Source organism: Pseudomonas sp. C7.1 (assembly GCF_056312395.1).
This window is the reverse complement of record NZ_JBWDTL010000003.1, coordinates 164876-183729: the sequence shown is the minus strand read 5'-3', so window position 1 is coordinate 183729 and position 18854 is coordinate 164876. Positions and strand designations below refer to the sequence as shown.

Annotated in this window: 16 protein-coding genes; 2 read left to right on the top strand and 14 right to left on the bottom strand. The window is 58.8% G+C overall.

Translation table 11 applies throughout. The annotated features are described in order from the left end of the window. Positions 1 to 2 precede the first annotated feature (2 nt). The 5 genes from tpiA to rlmE all read right to left on the bottom strand — a co-directional run bounded on the left by tpiA (position 3) and on the right by rlmE (position 5761). Complete coding sequence (tpiA, locus tag AC0T4W_RS04185) at positions 3 to 758, bottom strand: triose-phosphate isomerase (RefSeq protein ID WP_476316529.1); 756 nt, start codon at positions 756 to 758, stop codon at positions 3 to 5. A gap of 65 nt (positions 759 to 823) precedes the next feature. Then, positions 824 to 2161, bottom strand: a complete 1338-nt coding sequence (gene glmM / locus AC0T4W_RS04180; RefSeq protein WP_476316526.1) for a phosphoglucosamine mutase — start codon at positions 2159 to 2161, stop codon at positions 824 to 826. Between the two features lie 18 nt (positions 2162 to 2179). Further along, positions 2180 to 3031 (bottom strand): dihydropteroate synthase, encoded by an 852-nt coding sequence (folP, locus tag AC0T4W_RS04175; protein ID WP_476316523.1) that lies wholly within the window; start codon positions 3029 to 3031, stop codon positions 2180 to 2182. Positions 3032 to 3039: 8 nt separating this feature from the next. After that, entirely contained in the window at positions 3040 to 4956 is a 1917-nt protein-coding gene (ftsH, locus tag AC0T4W_RS04170) for an ATP-dependent zinc metalloprotease FtsH (RefSeq protein ID WP_476316520.1), read from the bottom strand. A 181-nt stretch (positions 4957 to 5137) separates the two neighbouring features. Continuing rightward, the gene (gene rlmE / locus AC0T4W_RS04165) at positions 5138 to 5761 is read right to left on the bottom strand and encodes a 23S rRNA (uridine(2552)-2'-O)-methyltransferase RlmE (RefSeq protein ID WP_476316517.1); all 624 of its coding nucleotides are present in this window, start codon (positions 5759 to 5761) and stop codon (positions 5138 to 5140) included. A gap of 114 nt (positions 5762 to 5875) precedes the next feature. On the opposite strand from rlmE, the gene yhbY reads away from it, so the two are divergent. Continuing rightward, the gene (yhbY, locus tag AC0T4W_RS04160; protein WP_476316514.1) at positions 5876 to 6187 is read left to right on the top strand and encodes a ribosome assembly RNA-binding protein YhbY; all 312 of its coding nucleotides are present in this window, start codon (positions 5876 to 5878) and stop codon (positions 6185 to 6187) included. 58 nt (positions 6188 to 6245) lie between these two features. Here the strand turns inward: yhbY and AC0T4W_RS04155 are convergent, their stop codons facing one another. The 8 genes from AC0T4W_RS04155 to grpE form a co-directional block, all read right to left on the bottom strand. Next, entirely contained in the window at positions 6246 to 6686 is a 441-nt protein-coding gene (locus tag AC0T4W_RS04155; protein ID WP_476323450.1) for a DUF4149 domain-containing protein, read from the bottom strand. After that, a complete protein-coding gene (greA, locus tag AC0T4W_RS04150; protein WP_476316511.1) occupies positions 6679 to 7155 on the bottom strand; it encodes a transcription elongation factor GreA in 477 nt (158 codons plus the stop codon). The genes AC0T4W_RS04155 and greA overlap by 8 nt, the downstream gene beginning before the upstream one ends. Continuing rightward, positions 7152 to 10373 carry a carbamoyl-phosphate synthase large subunit gene (carB, locus tag AC0T4W_RS04145; protein ID WP_476316509.1) on the bottom strand — a complete coding sequence of 1074 codons (3222 nt, stop codon included), beginning with the start codon at positions 10371 to 10373 and terminating at the stop codon, positions 7152 to 7154. The genes greA and carB overlap by 4 nt, the downstream gene beginning before the upstream one ends. A gap of 36 nt (positions 10374 to 10409) precedes the next feature. Further along, positions 10410 to 11558: a glutamine-hydrolyzing carbamoyl-phosphate synthase small subunit gene (gene carA / locus AC0T4W_RS04140; protein ID WP_476316506.1), complete on the bottom strand. Its 1149-nt coding sequence runs from the start codon at positions 11556 to 11558 to the stop codon at positions 10410 to 10412. Between the two features lie 220 nt (positions 11559 to 11778). Next, positions 11779 to 12582: a 4-hydroxy-tetrahydrodipicolinate reductase gene (gene dapB, locus AC0T4W_RS04135; RefSeq protein ID WP_476316503.1), complete on the bottom strand. Its 804-nt coding sequence runs from the start codon at positions 12580 to 12582 to the stop codon at positions 11779 to 11781. A gap of 71 nt (positions 12583 to 12653) precedes the next feature. Beyond that, positions 12654 to 13778 carry a molecular chaperone DnaJ gene (gene dnaJ / locus AC0T4W_RS04130; protein ID WP_476316500.1) on the bottom strand — a complete coding sequence of 375 codons (1125 nt, stop codon included), beginning with the start codon at positions 13776 to 13778 and terminating at the stop codon, positions 12654 to 12656. A 126-nt stretch (positions 13779 to 13904) separates the two neighbouring features. Continuing rightward, entirely contained in the window at positions 13905 to 15821 is a 1917-nt protein-coding gene (gene dnaK / locus AC0T4W_RS04125) for a molecular chaperone DnaK (RefSeq protein ID WP_476316497.1), read from the bottom strand. Positions 15822 to 15920: 99 nt separating this feature from the next. Continuing rightward, positions 15921 to 16490: a nucleotide exchange factor GrpE gene (gene grpE, locus AC0T4W_RS04120; RefSeq protein WP_476316494.1), complete on the bottom strand. Its 570-nt coding sequence runs from the start codon at positions 16488 to 16490 to the stop codon at positions 15921 to 15923. 155 nt (positions 16491 to 16645) lie between these two features. On the opposite strand from grpE, the gene recN reads away from it, so the two are divergent. Further along, positions 16646 to 18319 carry a DNA repair protein RecN gene (recN, locus tag AC0T4W_RS04115; protein WP_476316491.1) on the top strand — a complete coding sequence of 558 codons (1674 nt, stop codon included), beginning with the start codon at positions 16646 to 16648 and terminating at the stop codon, positions 18317 to 18319. Between the two features lie 62 nt (positions 18320 to 18381). Here the strand turns inward: recN and fur are convergent, their stop codons facing one another. Continuing rightward, the gene (gene fur, locus AC0T4W_RS04110; protein ID WP_476316489.1) at positions 18382 to 18786 is read right to left on the bottom strand and encodes a ferric iron uptake transcriptional regulator; all 405 of its coding nucleotides are present in this window, start codon (positions 18784 to 18786) and stop codon (positions 18382 to 18384) included. Positions 18787 to 18854: the final 68 nt, after the last annotated feature.

The window sequence follows — 18854 nt, the reverse complement described above, 5'->3', positions numbered from 1 at the left end:
CTTTAGCTTCCTGCGGCGCGACAGATCGCACCGAACTCATCCGCATTCAGAGAGGCTCCACCCACAAGCCCCCCATCGATATCCGGCATACCGAACAACTCGGCTGCACTGGCGGCCTTGACACTGCCGCCATAAAGAATTCTTACCTTGCTTGCCAAGTCAGGGCTTTTCGCCGCCAACTGTGCGCGAATTGCCGCATGCACTTCCTGCGCTTGCGCAGGCGACGCGGTCAGACCAGTACCAATGGCCCAAACTGGCTCGTAGGCAATTACCGCACGCGCAAACACCTCAACACCCAACGCATCGGTTACCGCAGACAACTGCGCAGCAACCACATCAAGCGTGCGCCCGGCTTCACGCTGAGCCAGGGTTTCGCCGACACACAGCACCGGAAGCAAACCTGAGGACTGCGCCGCCGCAAATTTGCGCGTCACAATCTCATCACCCTCACCCAGCAGCGATCTACGCTCGGAGTGACCGACCAGCACCAGCGAGCAGCTCGAATCATGCAACTGACTTGCAGCCACTTCGCCAGTCAAAGCACCTTGCTGCGCTTCGGTCGCACAATCTTGTGCACCCACCGCAACAGCCTTGCCTGCCAGACCATCGACCACCTGAGCAAGATGCAAGCAAGACGGGAAAACCGCTATACCTACACCAGCGGGCAATACCTGCTGATTGAGACCGTTGATCAGCTCTGCAACGCTGGCGCGGGTACCGTGCATTTTCCAGTTACCAGCAACCATTGGGCGACGCATGCTTTACCTCGTCGGTCAAAGAGGGCGCAGATGTTACCCAACAGCTACCCGACTGGCAAGCCGAATCAAGCACATACATCCGCAACAACTTTAGCCAATTCATCGGCATAGCCACGCACCAAGCCCTCATCGTCACCCTCGACCATAACGCGCACCAATGGCTCGGTGCCGGATTTACGCAGCAGCACCCGACCACGCCCGGCCATTTGCTCGGTTACCCGCGTGCTAGCCTGCTGCACAGCAGGATGCTCCAGCGGATCAACACCGCCGGCAAAGCGTACGTTTACCAGCACTTGCGGGCACTTCTGCATACCCAACCGCGCCTCGCCCAGAGTTTGCTCGCGACGCTTGAGCGCCATCAACACCTGCAGCGCCGCGATAATCGCATCGCCCGTCGTGGTGTGCTGGAAACACACCAGGTGGCCGGAGTTCTCGCCACCCAGCTGCCAGTTGCGTGACAGCAACTCGGCAATCACGTAACGGTCGCCCACTTTGGCCCGCACAAACGGTATGCCCAAATCAGCCAGGGCCAGCTCCAGCCCGAGGTTACTCATCAGCGTACCGACAACACCGCCCTGTAGCTTGCCGCGCTCCAACAGGTCACGGGCGATGATAAACAGCAATTCATCACCATCAACCACTGCACCAGAGTGATCAACCATCAGCACCCGATCCGCATCACCATCAAAGGCGATACCCAAGTCAGCCTGCTGAGCCAGCACTTCGGCCTGCAGCGCCTCTACGTGGGTCGAACCGCAGTTGTCATTGATATTCAAGCCATTAGGTTGCGCCGACAGCACCGTTACCTGCACGCCCAACTCGCGGAATACGCTTGGCGCCACTTTGTACGCCGCGCCATGGGCGCAGTCGACGACGATCTTCAGCCCAGCGAAGTCGGTACTGCTCGGCACGCTGCTCTTACAAAATTCGATATAGCGCCCAGCGGCATCATTGATCCGCGAGACTTTTCCCAACTGCTCGGAATCAACCACGGTCATCGGCTGATCGAGCAACTCTTCGATCATCAACTCGATTTCGTCCGGCAGCTTGGTGCCCTGCCCCGAGAAAAATTTGATGCCGTTGTCGTGGTGCGGATTGTGCGAGGCACTGATCACGATCCCGGCTTCAGCATGGAACGTCCGGGTCAGGTAGGCGATTGCAGGCGTCGGCATCGGACCGAGCAGCATCACATCAGCACCTGCGGCGGACAGACCGGCCTCCAGGGCAGACTCGAACATATAACCGGAGATGCGCGTGTCCTTGCCGATCAGGATGCGACACTTGCCCTGCTTGCGAAACGCCATGCCAGCCGCCCAGCCGAGCTTGAGCATGAACTCCGGGGTAATCGGGAAGTCACCGACACGCCCACGAATACCGTCAGTACCAAAATATTTTCTACCCATCCCACAATTCCTTTTAACTTATTCGGCCGCTTCAACTGCGGCGATCATCCGTACTACATCAACCGTTTGCGCCACGTCGTGGACCCGCAGAATGTGTGCGCCTTTGCTCAGCGCCAGCGCAGCCAAGGCCAGACTGCCATACAGACGCCCGCCCACTTCATGCCCCAGCACTTTGCCGATCATACTCTTGCGCGACACCCCGACCAGTAACGGCCGCCCCAAGGCATGCAGCGCCTGCAAATGTTTAAATAGCGAGAGGTTGTGCTCCAGGGTTTTCGCAAAACCGAAACCCGGATCAAGAATGACTCGCTCAACCCCAATCCCAACCGCCGCACAGGCCGCTAGCCGCTCAAGCAGAAACTCGCGCACTTCTGCCACCACATCAGGGTATTGAGGGTTCTGCTGCATAGTGGTTGGCTCACCGCGCATATGCATCAGGCACACCGGCAAGCCGCTATCCGCCGCAGCCTCCAGAGCGCCGTCGCGCTGCAGGGAGCGCACGTCGTTGATCAAGCCAGCACCCAGCCGCGCTGTTTCGCGGATGACTGCCGGGGTTGAAGTGTCCACTGAAATGATCACATCCAGTTCGCAGGCAATGGCCTCAACGACAGGCGCAACCCGCTCCAACTCCTCAACCGGAGAAACCGCACGCGCACCAGGACGCGTCGACTCACCACCGACATCAATCAGCGTCGCACCCGCCTGCAGCATCGCCTCCGCATGGCGCAACGCCGCATCACGCTGACCATAGCGCCCACCATCGGAGAATGAGTCGGGGGTAACGTTGAGGATGCCCATCACATGCGGACGGCTTAAATCAAGAAACCGGCTGCCACAGGGCAGCCGGTTAAAGGTTGGTGCAACAGACATGGAAAACCTTACAGCTCGGCGGCTGGGCCACCAATTGGCTTCTCTGTAGACTCAGCGACTTCAACTGGCGCAGTTGGCGTGCCATTGTTGTCATCACCGCCCTGCCAGCCTTTCGGCTCACGTGGCGCGAGGCCATTCATGATGTCCTCGATCTGCTCGGCGTCGATGGTTTCGTACTTCATCAGCGCCTGCGCCATGGCATCCAGCTTGTCGCGGTTTTCTTCCAGCAGACGACGAGCCGTGCTGTAGCAGCCATCAATGATGCTGCGTACTTCCTGGTCGATCACCTTGGCGGTTTCGGCAGAAACGTTGCTCTGATTACTCCCCATGCTGCGACCGAGGAACACCTCGCCCTCTTCTTCGGCATACATCATCGGACCGAGCTTTTCCGATAGCCCCCACTTGGTGACCATATTCTTGGCCAACTGGGTGGCGCGCATGATGTCGTTGGAGGCACCAGTGGTGACGCCCTCGAAACCCAGGGTCATTTCTTCGGCAATCCGGCCACCGAACAGCGAGCAGATCTGACTGGTCAGCGCACGTTTGCTCAGGCTGTAACGGTCTTCCTCAGGGAGGAACATGGTTACACCCAGGGCGCGGCCGCGCGGAATGATCGACACTTTATAAACAGGATCATGCTCAGGCACCAAGCGACCGACGATGGCGTGACCCGCCTCGTGGAATGCAGTGTTGAGCTTCTCTTTGTCCGACATGACCATGGTTTTGCGCTCGGCGCCCATCATGATCTTGTCTTTGGCCAACTCGAACTCTTTCATCTCGACCACACGCTTGCCGGCACGGGCAGCGAACAGCGAAGCCTCGTTGACCAGGTTAGCCAGGTCTGCACCGGAGAAGCCCGGCGTACCACGCGCGATAACGGCCGGAGCAACGTCTTCACCCATCGGCACTTTACGCATGTGTACTTTGAGGATTTGTTCGCGACCACGAATATCCGGCAGGCCAACCACAACCTGACGGTCGAAACGACCGGGACGCAGCAAAGCAGGGTCGAGTACGTCAGGACGGTTGGTGGCGGCAATCACGATGATACCGTCATTCATTTCAAAGCCATCCATCTCAACCAACAATTGGTTGAGCGTCTGCTCACGCTCGTCGTGACCGCCACCCATGCCAGCACCACGATGGCGACCCACGGCGTCAATTTCATCGATAAAGATGATGCACGGCGCGTGCTTCTTGGCTTGCTCGAACATGTCACGCACACGGGATGCACCGACACCAACGAACATCTCGACGAAATCCGAACCGGAAATGGTGAAGAACGGCACCTTGGCTTCACCGGCAACCGCCTTGGCCAGCAGGGTTTTACCAGTACCAGGCGAGCCCACCATCAGCACACCACGCGGGATACGCCCACCGAGACGCTGGAACTTGCCCGGATCACGCAGGAATTCAACCAGCTCACCGACTTCTTCCTTCGCCTCGTCGCAACCGGCGACGTCGGCAAAGGTAGTCTTGACCTGATCTTCCGAGAGCAGGCGCGCCTTGGACTTGCCGAAACTCATCGGCCCGCCCTTGCCGCCAGCGCCGCCTTGCATCTGGCGCATAAAGAACATGAACACCGCAATGATCACCAGAATCGGGAAGCTGGCCACCAGCAACTGAGTCCAAATACTCTGCTGCTCAGGCTGCTTGCCGACGATCTCGACATTGTTGTCCATCAGGTCCTTGATCAGGCCATTGTCCTGAATCGCCGGACGCACGGTCTCGAACGATGAACCATCGGTACGGGTACCGCTGATGATGAATCCATCCACCGTCACCCGCTTAACGCCGCCATCCTGAACCTGCTGGATAAACTGCGAATAGTTGAGTTTATTCGACTCAGTCGGGCTGGAAAAATTGTTCATCACCGTCACCAAGACGGCGGCGATGATCAGCCACAGGACCAGATTCTTTGCCATGTCGTTCAATTAGCTACCCTCTGAAGCAGGCCCCGTGCCGAAGCGCACTTCGCATGACGACCAGTTATGTACCGATCTAACTTACTACACAACGCCCACCCCTGGCAGACGCCGTCTGTAACCCTTTATTTGTTGTGAGACCACAAAGCCTCACCACAATTCGCTGTAAAACCCGCCACCATCAAAGGCCGCGAAAGCCCCGCGCCAGCATATATTGCTCGCGAGAGCGGTCACGCGAGGACAGCGGCTTGCGCATCTGCACCTTGTCGAACAGCTGACGCATCTGCTTGTGGTACAGATCAAAACCTTCACCCTGGAAGATCTTGATCAGAAAATCGCCACCCGGACGCAGCACCCGAGTCGACAAATCCAGCGCCAGCTCGCACAGGTACATCGCGCGCGGCTGATCCGACTCCCTTACACCACTCATATTGGGGGCCATATCGGAAATCACAAGGTCTATCGGCTTATTGCCGACGGCCTCGAGGATCTGTGCAAACACCGCATCGTCGGTAAAGTCGCCCTGGATAAAGGTGACATCAGGGATGCTATCCATCTCCAGAATATCTGAAGCGATCAAACGGCCCTTGTCACCGATCACCCGACTGGTGACCTGCGACCAGCCGCCAGGCGCTGCGCCCAGATCGACCACAGTGATGCCAGGCCGCAGGATGCGATCCTTCTCCTGAATCTCCAGCAGCTTGTAGCTGGCGCGCGAACGATAGCCATCCTTCTGCGCCATTTTCACGTAGGGGTCGTTGAAATGCTCTTTCAGCCAACCTTGACTGGTCTTGGAACGGGCCACGCAATACCTCGAATGTGCAACGCATGAATATCTGGGCGGTCCCGAAGGCGCTCGGGTAAACTGACCGCCGCTTTTACCAGAGCTGTTTATTTACCAGATTGCAGGAATCAGATTATGCCGCTCACTCAAGAGCAGAAGAAACAATTCAAATCTATCGGCCACCATTTAAAGCCTGTATTGATCGTGGCTGACAACGGCTTGACCGAAGGTGTGCTGACTGAACTGGAACGCGCACTGAGCGATCATGAACTGATTAAAGTGCAATTACGCATCACCGAGCGTGAAGATCGCCTGAAGGCTATCAACGAGCTGTGCAAAGCCGGTAAAGCTGAGCTGGTTCAGGTGATTGGCAAAATGGCGCTGATCTACCGCAAGAACCCGAAAGTGAACAAGAACCTATCCAATGTTCACCGTCATCACGGCTGATTAATCAGCCGTTGCAAGGCGCGCTCAGCGCCTTTGCAACCACCGAATCTGCTCAATCCTACTGCCTAGAGCCTATGCCCGACTTTTGCGGCACGGGCTGCAGAACCAACAGCAACCCGCAAAACGCCATCACCAGATAACTAAACATCAACCACAGCTCAGCCTCCGGCAGCAGTTGACGCACCGCGAAGTAACTGCCCGCCATCGCCACCACAACCAAGAGCAACTGCCCGCGGGCATCACGCCACAGGCTTGCCAGGTGTTCGGCACGAATCAGCACCAGCGCCTGCAGCCCGGCGCACACCGCCGTCAGACCAATCAGCAGCGGACGCAGGGCATTGCCGATTTCCTCGACCAAGAGTGACGCCAGGCCGATCTTGGCGATTGCCGGTAACAGCAAAAAATGCAGCAACCAGAGCCCGCCAACCCAGAGTGCCTGAGCCAGCAGCCAGCTGATCGCGCCAGCATCACGCCGAACAGGATTAACGGGCTTAGAGATGGCGAACCTCTACGATCTCATATTCCAGCGCACCGCTCGGCGTCTGCACCACCACCACGTCACCCTCACTCTTGCCAACCAGGGCGCGAGCGATGGGAGAGCCGACGGAGATTTTGCGCTGCTTGATGTCCGCCTCGTCCTCACCCACGATTTGATAAGTCACGCTTTCATCGGTTTCGCAGTTGGCGATTTCTACGGTGGTACCGAAAATCACCTTGCCGGTGTGCTCGATAGTGGTGACGTCGATGATCACTGCATTCTGCATTCGACCCTCGATATCACGGATACGCGCCTCGACCATGCCCTGCTGCTCGCGCGCGGCATGGTATTCGGCGTTCTCCTTGAGGTCACCGAGCTCGCGCGCAGTGCCGATATCCTGGCTAAGTTTGGGGCGCAGCACCTTGGTCAGGTGAGCGTGTTCCTCTTCCAGGGCGCGCGCGCCCTGGACGGTCATTGGGTACTTGATCATGCGTTGATTCCTGCATGCAGGTCCTGCAGCCGGCGCACGGTCTTCTCGGGACCAAACTTCAGCGCCTCACAGATCGCCTGCCCCGCCGCAATGGTGGTGGTGCAATAGATCTTGTGCTGCAGAGCGTTACGACGAATAGAGTAGGAGTCAGCAATCGACTGACGACCTTCAGTGGTGTTGATGATCAGAGTGACCTCGTCGTTCTTGATCATGTCGACCACGTGCGGACGGCCTTCTGTCACCTTGTTGACCCGGCGCACTGGCAAGCCAGCAGCCTCGATCAACTTGGCAGTCCCCGCAGTGGCCACCACTTCAAAACCCAGTTCAATCAGGTCGCGGGCAACACCTTCCACCAGCGGTTTGTCATCGTCACGCACGCTGATAAAGGCCACACCTGCGTTCGGCAGAATCTCGCTGGCACCCGACTGCGCCTTGGCAAAGGCTTCGCCGAAGGTATCACCGACACCCATGACTTCACCGGTGGACTTCATCTCTGGGCCGAGGATTGGGTCGACGCCTGGGAACTTGGCGAACGGGAACACCGCTTCCTTGACGCTGAAGTACGGAGGGATGATTTCCTTGGTGTAACCAGCCTCAGCCAGCGACTTGCCGGCCATGACGCGCGCCGCCACCTTGGCCAGCGAGACGCCAACGCACTTGGAGACAAACGGCACGGTACGCGAGGCGCGCGGGTTCACTTCGATAACGAAAATGTCCTCGCCCTGCACGGCCATCTGCACGTTCATAAGACCAACTACATTAAGCTCCAGGGCCATCTTTTTGACCTGGTCGCGAATCTCGTCCTGGATGTGCATCGGCAGCGAATAAGGCGGCAGCGAACAAGCGGAGTCACCGGAGTGCACGCCGGCCTGCTCGATGTGCTGCATGATCGCGCCAATCACCACGGTTTCGCCGTCGCACACCGCATCCACGTCCACTTCAATGGCGCAGTTGAGGAAGTGGTCGAGCAGCACCGGGCTGTCGTTGGAAACTTTTACCGCCTCGCGCATGTAACGCTTGAGTTCGTCTTCTTGGTAGACGACCTCCATCGCCCGCCCGCCCAGTACATAGGACGGCCGCACCACCAGCGGATAACCGATGATCTTGGAGTGCGCCAGGGCTTCGTCTTCGCTGCGCGCGGTGGCGTTGGCCGGCTGGCGCAGGCCGAGACGCTGGACCATCTGTTGGAAACGCTCACGGTCTTCGGCGCGGTCGATGGCGTCCGGGCTGGTGCCGATGATCGGCACGCCGGCCTCTTCCAGGGCGCGACAGATTTTCAGCGGAGTCTGGCCGCCGTACTGCACGATCACACCTTTGGGCTGCTCGACACGGACGATTTCCAGCACGTCTTCCAGGGTAACCGGCTCGAAGTACAGGCGGTCGGAGGTGTCGTAGTCAGTCGATACGGTTTCCGGGTTGCAATTGACCATGATGGTCTCGTACCCGTCTTCACGCAGTGCCAGCGCCGCGTGCACGCAGCAGTAGTCGAACTCGATGCCCTGACCAATACGGTTCGGCCCGCCGCCGAGGATCATGATCTTGTCGCGGCTCGACGGATTGGCCTCGCACTCTTCCTCGTAGGTCGAGTACATGTAGGCAGTGTCGGTGGCGAACTCAGCAGCGCAGGTGTCGACGCGCTTATACACCGGCAGCACTTTCAACTTGTGGCGCTGGCTGCGCAGGGTTTTCTCGGTGACGCCCAGCAGCTTGGCCAGACGAATATCGGAGAAGCCTTTGCGCTTGAGCTTGTACATCGCATCCCGATCAATACTGGACAGCGCCAGGGTTTTGATGCGCTCTTCATCCTTGATCAGGTCTTCGATCTGGACCAGGAACCACTCATCAATATTGGTCAGCTCAAAGACTTCGGCCACGGTCTTGCCCGCACGGAAGGCATCGCCGATGTACCAGATGCGGTCGGCGCTTGGCACGGTCAGTTCGCGGCGCAGGGTGCTTTCGGCTTCAGGATCAGTCAGATCAAGCATCGGATCGAAACCCGAAACGCCCACTTCCAGACCGCGCAGGGCTTTCTGCAGGGACTCCTGAAAGGTGCGACCGATGGCCATGACTTCACCGACCGACTTCATCTGGGTGGTCAGGCGAGCGTCGGCTTTCGGGAACTTCTCGAAGGCAAAACGCGGGATCTTGGTCACGACGTAGTCGATGGCTGGCTCGAACGAGGCAGGGGTGCGGCCGCCGGTGATGTCGTTGGAGAGCTCGTCGAGGGTGTAACCCACGGCCAGCTTGGCGGCGATCTTGGCGATCGGGAAGCCGGTGGCCTTGGAGGCCAGCGCCGATGAACGCGACACGCGCGGGTTCATCTCGATCACGACCATGCGGCCAGTGTTCGGGCAGATGCCGAACTGCACGTTGGAGCCGCCGGTTTCCACACCAATCTCGCGCAATACCGCGAGCGATGCGTTACGCAGGATCTGGTATTCCTTGTCGGTCAGGGTTTGCGCCGGCGCAACAGTGATGGAGTCACCGGTATGCACGCCCATTGGGTCGAAGTTCTCGATAGCGCAGACGATGATGCAGTTGTCCTTTTTATCGCGGACCACCTCCATCTCGTATTCCTTCCAACCGATCAGCGATTCGTCGATCAGCAGTTCGCTGGTTGGCGACAGATCGATACCGCGGGCGCAGATCTCTTCGAACTCTTCACGGTTGTAGGCGATGCCGCCGCCGGTGCCGCCCATGGTGAAGGACGGACGGATGATGCAAGGGAAGCCAACCTTCTCCAGCACGCCGTAGGCTTCTTCCATGTTGTGCGCAATGCCGGAAACTGGGCAGGCTAGGCCGATGTCTTTCATCGCCTTGTCGAAGCGCGAGCGGTCTTCAGCCTTGTCGATGGTGTCGGCGTTGGCACCGATCATTTCGACGCCAAATTTTTCCAGCACGCCGTGCTTTTCCAGGTCCAGCGCGCAGTTCAGCGCGGTCTGGCCACCCATGGTTGGCAGCAGCGCGTCCGGGCGCTCCTTCTCGATGATCTTGGCCACGGTGGACCATTTGATCGGCTCGATGTAGGTGGCGTCCGCCATCGCCGGGTCGGTCATGATGGTGGCTGGGTTGGAGTTGACCAGGATGACGCGGTAGCCCTCTTCTTTCAGCGCTTTACACGCCTGAGCACCGGAATAGTCGAACTCGCAGGCCTGGCCGATAACAATCGGGCCAGCGCCGAGGATCAGGATACTTTTAATGTCTGTACGTTTTGGCATAGCGGTTACTCGAATCCTTGGGTCAGTCGGCGAGGTTTAGCGGCGCTTGGCCATGGTTTCGATAAAGCGGTCAAACAGCGGGGCCACATCGGCTGGGCCAGGGCTCGCTTCGGGGTGGCCCTGGAAGCTGAAGGCATCCTTGTCAGTACGCTCGATGCCCTGCAGGGAACCGTCGAACAGCGACTTGTGGATAGCCCGCAGATTGCCGGGCAGCGTGGCCTCATCCACGGCAAAACCGTGGTTCTGGCTGGTAATCATCACCACACCCGTATCCAGATCCTGCACCGGGTGGTTGGCACCGTGGTGGCCGTGGCCCATTTTCAGGGTCTTGGCACCGGAAGCCAGGGCCAGCAGCTGGTGGCCGAGGCAGATGCCGAAGACCGGGATGTCGGTTTCCAGCACATCCTTAATCGCCTGGATGGCGTAGTCGCAGGGCTCGGGATCGCCCGGGCCATTGGACAGGAATACGCCATCAGGTTTTAGCGCCAGCACTTCATTGGCCGGAGTTTGCGCCGGCACCACAGTCACCCGGCAGCCGCGCTCGACCAGCATGCGCAGGATGTTCCACTTAACCCCGTAGTCGTAAGCAACCACGTGGTATTTGAGTTCACTGGCTGGAATTTCTGGATGGCTGTCGTCTTGCAGATTCCACACACTGGAGCGCCACTCGTAGCGCTCGGTGCAGCTGACCACTTTGGCCAGGTCCATGCCCTTGAGGCCAGGGAAGCTGCGCGCCAGCTCTAACGCCTGTTCTTCGGTGGCGTCATCGCCGGCCAGAATGCAGCCGTTCTGCGAGCCTTTCTCACGCAAAATGCGGGTCAGGCGGCGGGTGTCTATACCGGCGATGGCGACGGTGCCGTTTTCCTTGAGGTATTCATCCAGAGGCTGCTTGTTGCGCCAGTTGCTGGAGGTCAGCGGCAGGTCACGGATAATCAGGCCGGCGGCCCATACGCGGTTGGATTCGGCGTCTTGCGGCGTAGTGCCGGTGTTGCCGATGTGCGGATAGGTCAGGGTGACGATCTGCTGGGCATAGGAAGGATCGGTAAGGATTTCCTGATAGCCGGTCATGGCGGTGTTAAAAACCACCTCTCCAATAGTCTGGCCATCGGCGCCGATGGCCTCGCCGCGAAAAATACTGCCATCAGCAAGAGCCAAAATGGCAGGTTTAAGGGCTGGCTTACTCAAGAAAACCTCCGAAAATTAAATCGTGAAGCAAACGCAGATTGTAAAAAAGCGGGGTGACGTATCGACCGTCACCCCGCTTTTTTATCTGATTCATTCTGCGCAACTTTAGTGGACACACTAAAGCAGAAAGCTTACAGGAAACTGCTTTTTTGGTCCACCGTCTGTTGCGACTCAGACCCAGGTAAAACACATTTCTGCGACAGAATGCCTCAGCTCAACCTCAATTCAACCCCAGAACATCCTGCATGTCGTATAGACCCGGCTTACGATCCTGCAGCCACAGTGCTGAGCGCACCGCACCTTTTGCGAAGGTCATGCGGCTTGAGGCCTTATGAGTGATTTCCACGCGCTCGCCATCAGCGGCGAACAGCACAGTATGGTCGCCAACTACATCACCGGCACGCACCGTGGCAAAACCGATGGTTTCGCGCTCGCGGGCACCGGTCTGACCTTCACGCCCATAAACGGCGACTTTCTGCAGATCACGCCCCAACGCATTGGCCACAACCTCACCCATGCGCAGCGCAGTACCGGACGGTGCATCGACCTTGTGGCGGTGGTGGGCTTCGATGATTTCGATGTCCACATCATCACCCAGCACCCGCGCCGCAGTGTCGAGCAACTTCAGGCACAGATTGACGCCGACACTGAAGTTGGCGGCAAACACGACTGGGATCTGCTTGCCAGCATCGGCCAACAACTGCTTTTCTTCCGGGGAAAAACCGGTGGTGCCAATCACCATGGCTTTACCGGCCTGGCGGCAGATCTCCAGGTTTTTCAGGGTGACCGATGGATGGGTGAAGTCGATCAGCACATCAAACTGATCGAGCACCGCATTCAGGTCGCCAGCCAGATTGACGCCAATCTTGCCCTGCGCCACCAGCTCGCCAACATCCGCACCAACAAGGCTGCTGTCGGCACGATCAATCGCCGCGCTCAGGCTTGCGCCATCAGCCAACTGCACGGCTTCGATCAGGGTCTTGCCCATGCGCCCGGCGGCGCCCATCACAGCAATACGTTGCATAACTACCAGCTCCAAGCTGTCGCTACAGGCTGCAGCCGCCGCTTAGCGACCGCGCAGCCCGTCAGCGGGATTTACAGATCGCCAAAGAAGCGCTTAACGCCCTCGAACCAGCCATTGGCCTTCGGCGAATGCGAGCTGTCACCTTCCAGGGTCTTGCGGAACTCATCGAGCAGTTCGCGCTGACGCTTATCCAGGTGCACCGGCGTTTCCACCGCCACCTTGCACATCAGGTCGCCGGCACCGCCGCCACGCACCGGGGCAACGCCCTTGCCACGCAGGCGGAACATCTTGCCGGTCTGGGTGCCTTCCGGGATTTTCAGCTTGACCCGACCATCCAGGGTCGGCACTTCCAACTCACCGCCCAGGGCCGCATCGGCAAAGCTGATCGGCACTTCGCAGTACAGGTGCTTGCCGTCACGCTGGAAGATCGCGTGCTCGCGCACATTCACCACCACGTACAGGTCACCCGCCGGGCCACCCATCGCACCCGCCTCGCCTTCACCGGACAGACGAATGCGGTCGCCGGTATCGACGCCAGCCGGCACTTTCACTGACAGAGTCTTGTGCTCTTCGACCCGGCCGTGACCGTGGCAGGAGCCGCAAGGATCAGTGATCATCTTGCCGCTGCCGTGGCAGCGCGGGCAGGTTTGCTGCACCGAGAAGAAGCCCTGCTGCATACGCACCTGGCCAATACCGCCACAGGTGGTACAGGTTACCGGCGTGGTGCCCTTCTTCGCGCCCGAACCCTCGCAGGGCTTGCAATTAACCAGCGTCGGCACGCGAATGGTCACCGTAGTGCCACGCACCGCCTCTTCCAGGTCCAGCTCCAGGGTGTAACGCAGGTCACTGCCGCGCTGCGCGCCGCCCCGTTGACCGCCACGCCCACCGCCGCCGAAGAAATCACTGAATACATCGCCGAAGATATCCGAGAAGTTCGCCCCGCCCGGACCACCACCGCCACCCATCTGCGGATCGACACCGGCATGGCCGTACTGATCGTACGCCGAGCGCTTTGCCGCATCGGAGAGCACTTCGTAAGCTTCGTTGGCTTCCTTGAACTTCTCCTCCGAGGCTTTATCGTCCGGATTGCGGTCCGGGTGATACTTCATGGCCAGACGTCGGTAGGCTTTTTTCAGCTCCGATTCGCTGGCACCGCGCTCGACACCGAGCACTTCGTAAAAATCGCGTTTAGCCATAAGTCTTCAACACCTTTAAATCGTCTACTCCAGACACGCCAACGCGGGAGCAAGCTCCCGCGCGGCGGATCATGCCGAACGCAACTCGCATCGCGTCCGGCCAGAGCGGCATAAGCTTGCGCCTATTTATTTGTTGTCTTTGACCTCTTCGAACTCAGCGTCGACCACGTCATCGCCTGCGTCCTTGGCTTGCTCAGCATCCGGAGCTTGCGCGCCGGGCTGCGGCTGCTCGGCGTACATCTTCTGCGCAAGTGGTGCGGTCACTTCGGACAGCGCAGTCATCTTGGCTTCGATATCAGCCTTGTCGTCGCCCTTGATCGCCACTTCCAGCGCGCTCAGCGCGGTTTCGATAGCAGTCTTCTCGTCAGCAGTGGCCTTGTCGCCTGCCTCAACGATCATCTTGCGGGTGGCGTGCACCAGCTGATCGCCTTGGTTACGCGCGCTCGCCAGTTCTTCGAACTTGCGGTCTTCCTCGGCGTTGACTTCGGCATCACGAACCATCTGTTGAATCTCTTCCTCAGACAGACCAGAGTTGGCCTTGATCACGATCGACTGAGTCTTGCCGGTCGCCTTGTCTTTCGCGCCGACGTGCAGGATGCCGTTGGCATCGATATCGAAGGTGACTTCGATCTGCGGTACGCCACGTGGCGCTGGCGGAATCTCGGCCAGGTCGAATTTACCCAGCGACTTGTTACCGCTGGCTTGCTTGCGCTCGCCCTGCAGTACGTGAATAGTCACAGCGCCCTGGTTGTCGTCAGCAGTCGAGAACACCTGGGATTTCTTGGTAGGAATCGTGGTGTTTTTCTCGATCAGCGCAGTCATCACGCCGCCCATGGTTTCGATACCCAGGGTCAACGGCGACACGTCGAGCAGCAGCACGTCTTTCACATCACCCGACAGTACCGCGCCCTGGATAGCAGCACCCATGGCTACAGCTTCGTCCGGGTTAACGTCTTTACGCGCTTCTTTACCGAAAAAGTCGGTGACCAGCTTCTGCACCAGCGGCATGCGGGTCTGACCGCCGACCAGGATCACGTCGTTAATCTTGCTGATGTCTATACCGGCGTCTTTCAGCGCGATGCGGCAAGGCTCAATGGTGCGCTGCACCAGGTCTTCAACCAGCGACTCCAGCTTGGCGCGGGAAATCTTCACGTTCAGGTGCTTAGGACCGGTAGCGTCTGCAGTGATGTACGGCAGGTTAACATCGGTCGACTGGCTCGAAGACAGCTCAATCTTGGCTTTTTCCGCAGCTTCTTTCAGGCGCTGCATGGCCAGCGGGTCACCTTTAAGGTTCATGCCGCTTTCTTTCTTAAATTCGTCAACGAGGTAGTCGATCAGACGAATGTCGAAGTCTTCACCGCCAAGGAAGGTGTCACCGTTGGTGGCCAATACTTCAAACTGGTGCTCGCCATCGACTTCAGCGATTTCGATTACGGAAACGTCGAAGGTACCGCCGCCCAAGTCATAGACGATCACGGTGTGGTCGCCCTTGGCCTTGTCCATACCGTACGCCAGCGCAGCTGCAGTTGGCTCGTTGATGATGCGCTTGACGTCCAGACCCGCGATACGGCCGGCGTCTTTGGTGGCCTGACGCTGGCTATCGTTGAAGTAGGCCGGCACGGTGATCACCGCTTCGGTCACTGGCTCGCCGAGGTAGTCTTCGGCGGTCTTCTTCATCTTTTTCAGAATTTCAGCGGAAATCTGTGGCGGCGCCATCTTCTGGCCGTTCACTTCTACCCAGGCGTCGTTGTTGTCAGCTTTGACAATTTTGTACGGCACCATCTGGATGTCTTTTTGCACGACATCTTCGTCAAAACGACGACCGATCAGACGCTTTACCGCGTACAGGGTGTTGTGCGGGTTGGTCACTGCCTGACGCTTGGCCGACTGACCCACCAGAATTTCGCCATCGTTGGCATACGCAACGATCGACGGCGTGGTGCGCGCGCCTTCGGCGTTTTCGATAACTTTAGCGACACCGTTTTCCAGAACCGAGACGCACGAGTTGGTGGTCCCCAGGTCGATACCAATAATTTTGCCCATATTCATTCTCCCGAAACTTTGATAATCCCGCCGCTGATCGTTGTCAGCGGCGGTAGCACTAAAACGCTTGACTGTTTAATGGGGGCAGCGCGGCGAATTTCAAGCCTGCTCATCAATCGAAGGCGGCGCTTGCGTCGGCGCCTTACTGACCACCACCATGGCGGGGCGCAGCAGACGACCATTGAGCATGTAGCCCTTCTGGAACACTTTGAGCACGCTGTTAGGCTCGACGCTGGTGCTTTCCTGCATCGCCATCGCCTGATGGTGCTCGGCATTGAACGGCGCGCCATGTGGGTCAATGACCTCCAACTGGTGGCGCTTGAGGGTGTCACCGAACAGTTTGAGCGTCAGTTCCATGCCCTCACGTACGGCCTTGATCGCCTCATCATCCGGATTCGACAGCTCAAGGCCGCGCTCCAGGCTATCCACCACCGGCAACAGGTCGTTGGCGAATTTCTCCAGAGCAAATTTATGCGCCTTCTCTACATCCTGCTCGGCGCGGCGGCGCACGTTCTGCAGATCGGCAGCCATGCGCAGCGACTGATCCTGCGCAGTGGCCAGTTGCTCTTCCAGCGCTTGCACGCGGGCAACCAGATCATCGCCCGCAGCCACTTCGGCAGCTGTTTGTAGATCGGGGTTCTGCGTATCCAGGGTCTGTTCGTCAGCCATGCGTCTCTCCTCGTAAAATCCGACGCGAGCCTCAACTCACGTGCCTGATCGCTATATGGGGTCAAAAAATCTGCTTTCAAGGACAGCAGACGGATTGCCAGCCCACAAAAAAACACTGTATAAATAACCAGACATGAACTTGGGAGGCCCTCGCCATGCTGGTGCACCTGTCGGTACACAACTACGCCATCGTTGAACACCTTGATCTAGAGCTGGACGCCGGCATGAGCGTGATTAGCGGGGAAACCGGCGCCGGCAAATCGATCATGCTCGACGCCCTCGGCCTAACCCTGGGCGACCGCGCTGACAGTGGCGTGGTACGCCCCGGCGCTGACAAGACGGACATCCTCGCCAGCTTCGACCTGCACGACATCCCCGAAGCCCGTGCCTGGCTGACCGAGCGCGATCTGAACAATGACGGGCCGTGCATCCTCCGTCGCGTGATTACCGCCGAAGGCCGCTCGCGCGGCTATATCAACGGCTCACCTTGCCCGCAAGGCGACCTCAAAGCCCTCGGCGAGCTGCTGATCGACATCCACAGCCAGCATGAGCACCAATCCCTGCTCAAGCCCGAGACCCATCGCCGCCTTCTTGATGAATACGCTGGCAGCCAGGAGCTGGCGCGCCAGGTACAACTCGCCGCGCAGCGCTGGAAGCAGACCAAGAACGAGCTGGAGCGGGTTTCCAGCATCGGCGACGAACAGCGTTCCCGCCATCAACTGCTCAGCTATCAGCTTGAAGAACTCGACAACCTGGCCCTGGGCGAAGACGAGCTGGACAACCTGGAGCAGGAACACAAAAACCTGACCAACGCCGAAAGCCTGCTCAGCGCCTGCCGCCTGGTGATCGAGCAGTGCAGCGAGAATGACGCCGGCAACGTGCTCTCGGCCCTGACCAACAGCCTTAATCGTCTCGGCGCCTTCCAAGGCCAGCCCGGCGCGCTGAGTGAAGCCACTAACCTGCTGGCCAGCGCGCAGATCCAGGTCGAGGAGGCCGTCGGCGAACTGAACCGTTTTCTCGATCACTTCGACGCCGATCCCGAGCGCTTGCGGCAGATGGAAGAACGCCTGGACGCGATCTACACCCTGGCGCGTAAGCATCGCATCCAGCCAACCGAGCTGGGCGCCATGCAGCAACAGCTGTTCGAAGAACTGGAAAGCCTCAACGCCGACGACCAGGCTGCCGAACGCCTGAGCGACGAACTGGCCGCCTTCGAACGGCACTATCAGGAAAAAGCGGCGGAACTCAGCACTTTGCGCAACAACGCTGCCAGCAAGCTGGCCAGCGCTGTGGAGCAGGAAATGCAAACCCTGGGCATGCCCGGCGGGCGTTTCAACATCAAGCTCAGCGCCAACAACAATAGCGAACCGCACCCCAATGGCCTGGAGCAGCTGGAGTTCTTGGTCAGCGCCAACCCCGGCCAACCCCTGAAAGCCCTGGCCAAGGTCGCCTCAGGCGGCGAGCTGTCGCGTATCAGCCTGGCGATTCAGGTGATCACCGCACAAACCTCGCGGGTGCCGACTCTGGTATTTGATGAAGTGGACGTCGGCATCGGCGGCCCCACCGCCGAAGTGGTCGGCCAGCTACTGCGCCGCCTCGGCGAACGCGGTCAGGTATTGACCGTCACCCACCTGCCGCAGGTCGCAGCGCAAGGCCATCAGCACCTGTTTGTGCACAAGGTGCGCGAAAGCGATGCCACCCGCACCGCAGTCAGCAAGCTCAGCCCAGCGCAGCGCGTCGAGGAAATCGCGCGCATGCTCGGCGGCGTGGACCTCACCGAAGAATCCCTGGCCCACGCCCGGCAGATGGTCGGCAGCGCTCAGGCTTGATTGCCCAGCCCGCAGAAAGCAAAAAGGCGACCCAAGGGTCGCCTTTGTTATGCCTGCACTAATCAGGTTTTCTTGCGCACATACAGCACAAGATTGTGATCAACAAGCTCGAAGCCGTGCTCTTTGACGATTTCTTTCTGGCGCTTTTCGATCTCAGCGTCGAAGAACTCGATGACCTCACCTGACTCCACACAAACCATATGGTCGTGGTGACCGCCATCGGCCAATTCAAAGACTGCATGACCGCCATCGAAGTTGTGGCGAACCACCAGACCTGCTGCTTCAAACTGGGTCAGTACGCGGTAGACAGTGGCCAAGCCTACGTCGTCACCCGCCTCCATCAGCGCCTTGTAGACATCCTCAGCACTCATGTGACGCTGACCGGCGTGGTCGAGCATTTGCAGTATCTTGACCCGTGGCAGGGTCACTTTCAGGCCAGCCTTGCGTAGTTCGCTATTTTCAACCATGGTCTGCTTTCTCACGGAAGCGGCTTCGCAGCTTCCTTTATTGCGGGTATGATCCGGGTTTATATTGC